Annotated in this window: 7 protein-coding genes and 1 pseudogene; 3 read left to right on the top strand and 5 right to left on the bottom strand. The window is 55.6% G+C overall.

The window, feature by feature from the left end:
* A pseudogene (locus QQ91_RS02625) lies at positions 1 to 582 on the bottom strand (hypothetical protein); the annotation flags it as partial.
* A gap of 160 nt (positions 583 to 742) precedes the next feature.
* Here QQ91_RS02625 and QQ91_RS02620 point away from each other — a divergent pair.
* Both QQ91_RS02620 and QQ91_RS02615 read left to right on the top strand, forming a co-directional pair.
* Positions 743 to 925, top strand: a complete 183-nt coding sequence (locus tag QQ91_RS02620) for a hypothetical protein (protein WP_166283883.1) — start codon at positions 743 to 745, stop codon at positions 923 to 925.
* Between the two features lie 210 nt (positions 926 to 1,135).
* On the top strand, positions 1,136 to 1,588 hold the full coding sequence (locus QQ91_RS02615; protein ID WP_166283881.1) for a hypothetical protein: 453 nt from the start codon (positions 1,136 to 1,138) through the stop codon (positions 1,586 to 1,588).
* Here QQ91_RS02615 and QQ91_RS02610 read toward each other — a convergent pair.
* Genes QQ91_RS02610 through hppD form a run of 4 tightly spaced genes read right to left on the bottom strand, consistent with a single transcriptional unit; the run spans position 1,554 to position 6,859 of the window.
* Entirely contained in the window at positions 1,554 to 3,647 is a 2,094-nt protein-coding gene (locus QQ91_RS02610) for an AMP-binding protein (protein WP_166283879.1), read from the bottom strand. The genes QQ91_RS02615 and QQ91_RS02610 overlap by 35 nt on opposite strands.
* Before the next feature lie 11 nt (positions 3,648 to 3,658).
* On the bottom strand, positions 3,659 to 4,579 hold the full coding sequence (locus QQ91_RS02605) for a hypothetical protein (RefSeq protein WP_166283877.1): 921 nt from the start codon (positions 4,577 to 4,579) through the stop codon (positions 3,659 to 3,661).
* A complete protein-coding gene (locus tag QQ91_RS02600) occupies positions 4,576 to 5,757 on the bottom strand; it encodes a homogentisate 1,2-dioxygenase (RefSeq protein WP_166283875.1) in 1,182 nt (393 codons plus the stop codon). Before QQ91_RS02600 ends, QQ91_RS02605 begins: the two co-directional genes overlap by 4 nt.
* A 1-nt stretch (position 5,758) precedes the next feature.
* On the bottom strand, positions 5,759 to 6,859 hold the full coding sequence (gene hppD, locus QQ91_RS02595) for a 4-hydroxyphenylpyruvate dioxygenase (RefSeq protein ID WP_166283873.1): 1,101 nt from the start codon (positions 6,857 to 6,859) through the stop codon (positions 5,759 to 5,761).
* Between the two features lie 326 nt (positions 6,860 to 7,185).
* Between hppD and QQ91_RS02590 the strand changes: the two genes are divergently transcribed.
* On the top strand, positions 7,186 to 7,694 hold a 509-nt coding region (locus QQ91_RS02590; protein ID WP_236096257.1), incomplete at its 3' end, for a hypothetical protein.

Genomic DNA, 7,694 nt, shown 5'->3' with positions numbered 1-7,694 from the left:
TCCCAAGCTTTTCCAGCGTGATATCTGCTCTCTAGGATCCCATCTTGATGTCACTAAAGCAATTTTTCGAGGTGCCCCTTTGATTTTGCCGAAGCCAATACGATTAAATGCCTTTGCGTCCTCAATTTTGTAATTCTCCAGCAGTTCTGGAATTTCACGTCGATTTAGCGCCGTTGGCTTTTCTAGAATATTTACATCCGTATAGATATCGCCTAAGCCAACCGGCTGTGTCATATCCAAGACCTGCATCGTGCCGCATCGCCACACTATATCTGCATGAATCCCCTCCCGAAGCCGCTGAATCAGATCCTCAAGATCCTGCTTAGTTTGCTCCAATACTTTGGATTGATCGCGCTGATTTTCGTGGCATCTTGAGGCCGTCTCCCAGTTTATTCGTAGTTGCAGACAAATTTTCCGAAAATAACCATCGCTGACAGGTTGGCCATTAAAAAAGTTGGTTACCGTCGTACGCGATATCTTCAATTTCCTGGCTAGCTCCGATTTATTCCCCTCGAAATGTAGGTTCAAAGCATTGTTCGCCTCTGTCCAAGTTTGTAAGACTAATGTTCGCGATCGCGCCATTTTTCTGGTCTATCCATTGTTCTAGCCCAGCAAAAATTTTAGCGCGGTGAACAAACTTGAACAGATTGAAAGAAACTTGGACATTTCATGAACAAAGACTGAACAGCCTACCCCATTAAGCTTTGAGAGACTTAGAACATGTTCAATAAGATTGACGCTTATGAAAAACCCGCTGCTCATTCTTCTCACAACCGTAATCACCACCAGTGCCGGAATCACGAGCTTGTCCCTGGCCTCTCTAGAAAACCCAACCGACCTGCAACGGCAAATCAGCAATACCAGCAACGCGATCGCCCTTGCCGGAACCACCGCTATTTTTGGCCTGCTCAAGGGTGAGGCTTAGGTCCCCTAGCGCCCAGTTAGGGTGATGCAATCACGCTTTCTCTAAAGCTAAACTCAATCCAGAAAAGCATCCAAAATAGAGCCGATAAAATCATTGAGTCTGCAAGCGCCAGATCATATCTTCTCCCTCCTCCGAACCCAGCCAGGATAACGCACCTATGCAACCCGCCCATCATTCAGCCCCATGCAGCCATCCGTCCCTAGGTTCCCCATGAGTGCTACCCGCTTGGCCTGGTGCTTCACCCTCTACCTCGCCGTGAGCTTTATCCTCTTCCTGATGGCCTCCAACACCATTCTGGGCGCCATCGCCTATCTGTTCCTGCTGCTCCCCTTCTACGGCATTCTGCTGATCCTCTGCTGGCTGCTGGCCTGGCGCCACCGTGGCAACAGCGTCACGGTGAAGCGATGGATCTGGGGCCTGGTTTTGGGACTCCAGGTTTTAACCCTGCTGGCCTCTCCCGGCAACTGCTTTAGCTTCAAGCAGGGCGATCGCTGCTATTCGAATCTGCAAATCCTGGCGGGTCGCGCCTCGCGCTCTGGCCCCCAGACTATCCCCCACTGGCACATAGTCGAAGATGCCTTCCCCGCGCTGCTGGTGGCCTATGGCGTATCGGTGGCCACGGGTCTTCTTAAAACCTCGGTGACGCCCCCTTCGCCTCCTTGACCGGGTCAGGGTTGCCGGATTGGATCGCCTCCTGCCGCAGCCATCGCCGCATCACCTTGTTGGAAGCCGTGCGGGGTAGCGCCGCCACCCGGCGTACCGCATGGACCCGAAATAGCGGATTGAGATGCTGGTGCAGCCGGGCTTGAATGTGCCGGTGGAGTGCCTCTGGCGAGGGGGACTCCCCTGGGTCTAACACCACGTAAACCACCAGTAAACTAGGCCCGCCATCGGGTGGGGCCAGGGCAATGGCGGCACTTTCTTGAATCCCCGCTGATCCATTGATGACCTGCTCTAACTCCACCGCGCTAACCTTGATGCCGCTCAAGTTCATGGTGTCATCCACCCGACCCAGGGCGCGGTAAAAGCCATTGGGCCATTGCTCTAGGCGATCGCCATGGCAGCGAAGTTCTCGCCAGGGGCCAGGACTGGACTCCATCGGTAGCCTTGGAGCCTGGGCATAGTAGACCTGATGGTGATCGCGGTTTAGCAGCGTCTGGGAAAGCCCGATGGAAGGAGGCACTAAAAACGCCTCCCCTCGCGGGGCAAGGTGTCCGTTGTCGTCCAAGATCTTGAGATCTAGCCCTAGGGCTGGCGTTGTAAAGGTGGCGGGTGCCGCCGGCTGCACCAGTGTCCCGGTGAGGTAGCCGCCGCCAATTTCGGTACCACCGCAATATTCAATCACTGGGCGATAGCCAGCCTGGGCCATCAAATAAAGCATATCCTCAGGATTAGAGCATTCTCCGGTGGAGCTGAAGGCCTTAATGCGCCGCCAATTCAATCCCTGGAGACAGTGGGAGGCTCTCCAAGCCTTGACTAGGCTCGGAACCACCCCCAACAGGGTTACCCCAGCCGCTTGGACAAAGGACCCAAACCCCCGTTGGGTGGGAGCGCCATCGTAAATTGCCAGGGTCGCCTGGTTGATGAAACCGGCATAGATTAACCACGGCCCCATCATCCAGCCCAAATTTGTGGGCCAGGCGATCACGTCCTGCGGATGAATATCCTGGTGCAAATAACCATCTGCTGCCGCTTTGATGGGGGTGGTTTGAGTCCAGGGAATGGCCTTTGGTTCCCCCGTGGTTCCCGAGGAGAACAAAATATTGGTGGGGGCCTGGGGATCCTGAGCGATCGCCTCAAAGGAATCATTGCCACTTAAAAATTGCGTCCAGCTTAAGTCGCCAAAGCGCAGTCGAGCATTCCCCAACACGATGGCGGTGGGAGCGTTGGCTGCGATTACCTTTGTATAGAGCGGCAGGGATTTGCCGCCACGATGAACCGAATCCTGGGTAAAAATAGCCTGGGCGTTGGCAATTCGCAAACGAGTCGCAATTTCATCGGCTGCAAAGCTATCCGCGATGGAAACCACCACGCCCCCTGCCAGCACAATTCCCAGATAAATTGCTACAGCGGCAATGGTCATGGGCAGGTCAATGGCGATCGCCTCTCCCGGCTTGATCCCCATCTCGATTAGCCCGTTGGCAACGCGATGGGCCAGCGATCGCAGTTCTCCGTAGGTGATGCGCTCTAAGGGGGTCTGCTCCGCCTGAAACACAATGGCCGGATGATCTGCCGGGGCCTGAAAGCAGCTTTCCGCAATATTTAAGCGCGCTCCCAGCAGCCAACGCACCGATTCAATCCCCTGGTCAAGCTGCAGCACCGCCTGATAGGGCTGGTGAAATTGAATCCCCAACCGCTGAATCATCTGGTCCCAAAAGGCGGCTCGATGCTGGACGGACCATTGATGCAGATCGCGGTAAGAGGACACCGGAACCCCTTGCAAGAGATCGGCAATGTGAGTTGCCTGGATCTCAGCAGGCGTTGGCACCCAGGCCGGAGGAGGTCCCTGGCTGAAATCCCAATCGGCATAGGCCGCCTGGAAAAGCAGCTGATGCAGGGCAAAGGGATGGTGGGGGGTTAAAAATCGTTGACTCAGATGTTGCCAGCAGTCCACAGGGGTCAGGGCGGCTAGCCAGTGATTCAACAAGATCTGGAGATCTGCAGCGCTAGCGGCATCCAGACCGCTAGCCACCAACTGTTCGCGGGAGAGTTGGGTCGCCATCGCCATCCTCCCTAACGATAGATTGGATTCAGGCGGTCATCGTTGAGACCATCCCAGAACACCGCGATCGCCTCTAGAATCTCGGCGCCTCCCTGAAAAAATTTGGCTCGATTAAAACTCGGCTGAAAATAGACTGCCTCTAGCTCCTCCAGGGTGTGCCCGGCATGCTGGGCTTCCACCCGATTGTGCCAGGTAAAAAAGGCCAGGCGCAGATGTGGATGCCGGGCTTGTTTAATCTGGGTGAGGCCGTCTTCCAACTGCTGCCAGAAGCCCGCTGCGGCCCAGTTTTCCACCGCAAAGCTGGCCCCTTCCGCAATCTGCGGATCATCGCTGCCATAAAGCCGCTGCAGCGCCTCGCAAAAATGGAGGGTTGTGGGGCGCCCGTGGCGCCGCTTGCCAATGTCTGCAAATCCCAGGCCCAGGCCCGCGGCAACGCCCGTCAGCCATTCAAAGTGGGCCGCCTGGAAGCGGCAAATGCCGCCATCGACGGTGCCCTGGGTCTGGACCAATTCCGGATCGCCTTGCCGATCCTTGTCTTCAGGGCTGAGGGGCCTACCCGCCTGAATTGGCTGGGCTGGATTACGGTAAATGACGCCCAGCTCATTGAGCAAAATCTCCCGACCGGCCCGAGACTGTTCCAAGGTGGGGGCGTTGATCACCTTCAGAAGCGCCGCCATTAAAAACTGGTTGGAGAACACCGAAAACTGGCGAATAAAGTGCCTCAGTTCGGCATCGGTGGCCTTCCCCTGGCTAAACCAGTGCGTGTAGGCATTATGGGTGATAATCCGGTGGTGCAGTAGCTTGCGATCCACATCGGTTAAGAAGCGCTGAAACTCCCTGGCCTGAGTCGCGGTTAGATCTCCCTGGGCCAGGCGATCTTGAATTCGATGCGATAGCGCTAACTTAGGTGCTGGAACGACGGTAAAAGTCATGGTTCGGGACCTCGCCAACGATAGGAATAGTCAGGATCTTCCAGGGCGATCGCCTGGGGGGTCATCTGGAGTGGCTGGGCGGTATCCATCATCACGGCATATTCCTCAGTCCGGTCCTGACCTACGGAGGTTTCGTAGCGACCCGGATGGGGGCCGTGGGGCAGCCCACGTGGATGCAGGGTCAGGGAGGCCGATTCAATTCCGCTGCGGGAGAGAAAGGTTCCTGAGACGTAGTAAAGCACCTCATCTGAATCCACGTTGGCATGGTTGTAGGGAGCTGGAATGGCCTGGGGATGATAGTCCAACAGTCGGGGAACAAAGGAGCAAACCACCAGTCCAGGACCGGCAAAGGTTTGATGCACCGGCGGTGGCTGGTGAATGCGTCCGGTGATCGGTTCAAAGTCGGCAATATTAAAGGTATAGGGCCACAGATAACCATCCCAGCCCACCACATCCAGAGGATGGTGAGCATAGCGATAGCGGGTCATTTGTAACTGGGTGGGATCGCCGCCGTGGAGTACGCGCACCTCAAAGGATCCAGCCTCGTCGTGGGTTTCTAGGGCCTCAGGGGGACGCAGATCGCGTTCGCAGTAGGGAGAATGCTCTAAGAACTGTCCCCGGTCGTTTCGGTAGCGCGGGGGCGGATCTAGGTGCCCCCACACTTGTAAAACCAGCATCTGCTGAGGCACCTGAGGCATGGGAATCCATCGCCACAGTACCCCAGCCGGGATGAGAAGATAATCTCCGGCAGCATAGGTTAAGCGACCAAACTGGGTCTCTAGCTGTCCCTGCCCGCTGTGGATGAAGATCAGCTCATCGCCCGGGGCAAATCGGTACCAGTAGTCCATGGCTTGGGTTGGCCGGGCCACCGAAAGGCAAAGATCCCTATTGGCCAACAGCGGCACCCGTGAGGCGATCGCATCACCGCCCTCCGGAACGGTCGCGGTGCGCAGATGGCAATGATGCAGCAGCGGGGTTGGCGCCAGCCTGATCGCAGCAGGATCCCCGGCCAAAATCTCTTGAATTGGAGTCGGAGGGCGCAGATGGTACAGCAAGGACTGAATCCCCTGAAATCCCTGCATTCCCATGAGTTCCTCATGATAGAGGGAGCCCTCCGGCTGCCAAAATTGGGTATGGCGCTTGGGCGGAATATGGCCGAGCCGGTAGTAGAATGTCATCTCACAGATTCCCCCGCTTTGCTTGCTCCCGCTCAATGGCTTCAAACAGTGCTTTAAAGTTTCCTTCCCCAAACCCCTGGGAGCCGTGTCGTTCAATGACTTCAAAAAAGAGCGTGGGTCGATCCTGCACGGGTTGGGTAAAAATTTGTAGCAAATAGCCCTCTGCGTTGCGATCGGCCAGGATGCCCAGATCCGCCAGCTTTTCAATGGGTTCGTCAATGGGACCCACGCGCTGATCCAGAGTTTCGTAGTAGCTTGAGGGCACCGTTAAGAACTTGACCCCGGCAGATTTCAGACGCGTGACGCTCTCGATAATCCCTGAGGTGCTCAGGGCCACATGTTGAATGCCCGGACCTTGATGATAGTCCAGATATTCCTGAATTTGAGACTTGCGCTGCCCAGCCGCCGGTTCATTGATGGGGAGCTTAATCAGACCCTGGCTATCCTGCATTACCTTGGATTGCAGCGCTGAATATTGCGTCGAAATGGTGGTTTCGTCAAAGTGGGCCAGTAGTTGAAACCCCAAGGTCTGGGCCAGAAACTCTACCCAGTGATCCATTTCCCCCACTTCCACATTGCCAACGACATGATCAATGGTCATCAGTCCCATGGATTGTAAGGGTTTAACCACGTGGGGGACAAAGCCGGGGGCAAAGGGGCCAAAATATTGCCGACGCTCAATAAACTTCAGCAGCACGTCCCCATACAGACGAATGGCTGCATAGCGAAAAACGCCATGGGCATCTTCAACGGTGGTGGGAGGAATGGCGCCCACCGCCCCCCGTTCCGTGGCGATGCGGTAGGCTTGGGGGACCTCTTCCACCGTCAGGGCAATTACGGCGATCGCATCGCCATGTTTCTGGACGCTTCGGCTGATGGGATGTTCAGGGCTCAGCCCCGTGCTTAAAACAAAGCGAATATGGCCCTGCTCTAGGACGTAGGAGGCCGCCTTGCGATCGCCGCTTTCCAATCCACAGTAGGCCGTGAGGGTAAACCCAAACATCTGGGAATAATAATGGGCCGCTTGCTGTGCATTGCCCACATAAAACTCCAGATGGTCAAACCCCTGAATAAGACACAAAAACGGAAACTGGGTCGGCATTCTTAAGCACCCCACTAGCAGCAATGATCCAGGTTAACAGCTCCACCTTTGTGTCCTGTCCCCTGCACCTTCCCTGCCTGAGGCGGAAACTGAACCCACCCACGAACAAAAAGCTAAAGCAAAACGCTAAAATACAGTTAATGAACTCTCTCAGAATCTTAATTATCAGAATCTTAATTACCAGTATAGTTCATGCATCGTAAGATGGTGGAACAGGCCGAGTCATATAGACTCACCCCTGGGGAGATGGGGGAGCTAAAAATCAGATTAAACGCAATGAAACGGTTGCCCTCATTGCCGTTAAGTTCGCAAGTAAAGGAGATGCCATGGTTACAGCGGTTGAAGCGCTACTTTCCCATCTCATTGACTATGCCGGTTTGTTTCCCCCTGCACAGCTCAATCTCCAGGAGGCTCTCCATCAGTATCTTCAGTATCGATCCAGCGATCAGGCCTGGATGCTCGGACGATTCGTAGTCCCTCTCTCCCAGGTTGGCGCCCTAATCTCGCTTATTCCGGCAGGGACTGGCTTACCGATCAGCGTCATTCTAGATGCTCCCCTGAGCAGGGCCATTCCCCAGCTTCAGGACTGGAGGGAAGCGCATGCCTCAGTGGAGGTCGCCGCGATAGATATTCCGCCCACCACTCTGCAGCGAGAATTCCATCCATTGCCGCCCTTTCCCCAGGGCCTTGAGGTTTACGGCGAAGTTTCCTGGGAAGAGACTGCTCACTTCGCGCGTCATTTTCCGCCCTCCTTCCGGGCCAAAATCCGCACCGGAGGGCTCACGCCCGCTGCATTTCCCACCGCACCTCAGCTCGCTCAGGTCATCGCCCATCT

Source organism: Lyngbya confervoides BDU141951, from assembly GCF_000817775.3.
GTDB lineage: Bacteria > Cyanobacteriota > Cyanobacteriia > Thermosynechococcales > Thermosynechococcaceae > Lyngbya > Lyngbya confervoides.
This window is presented reverse-complemented; position numbering and strand designations above follow the sequence as displayed.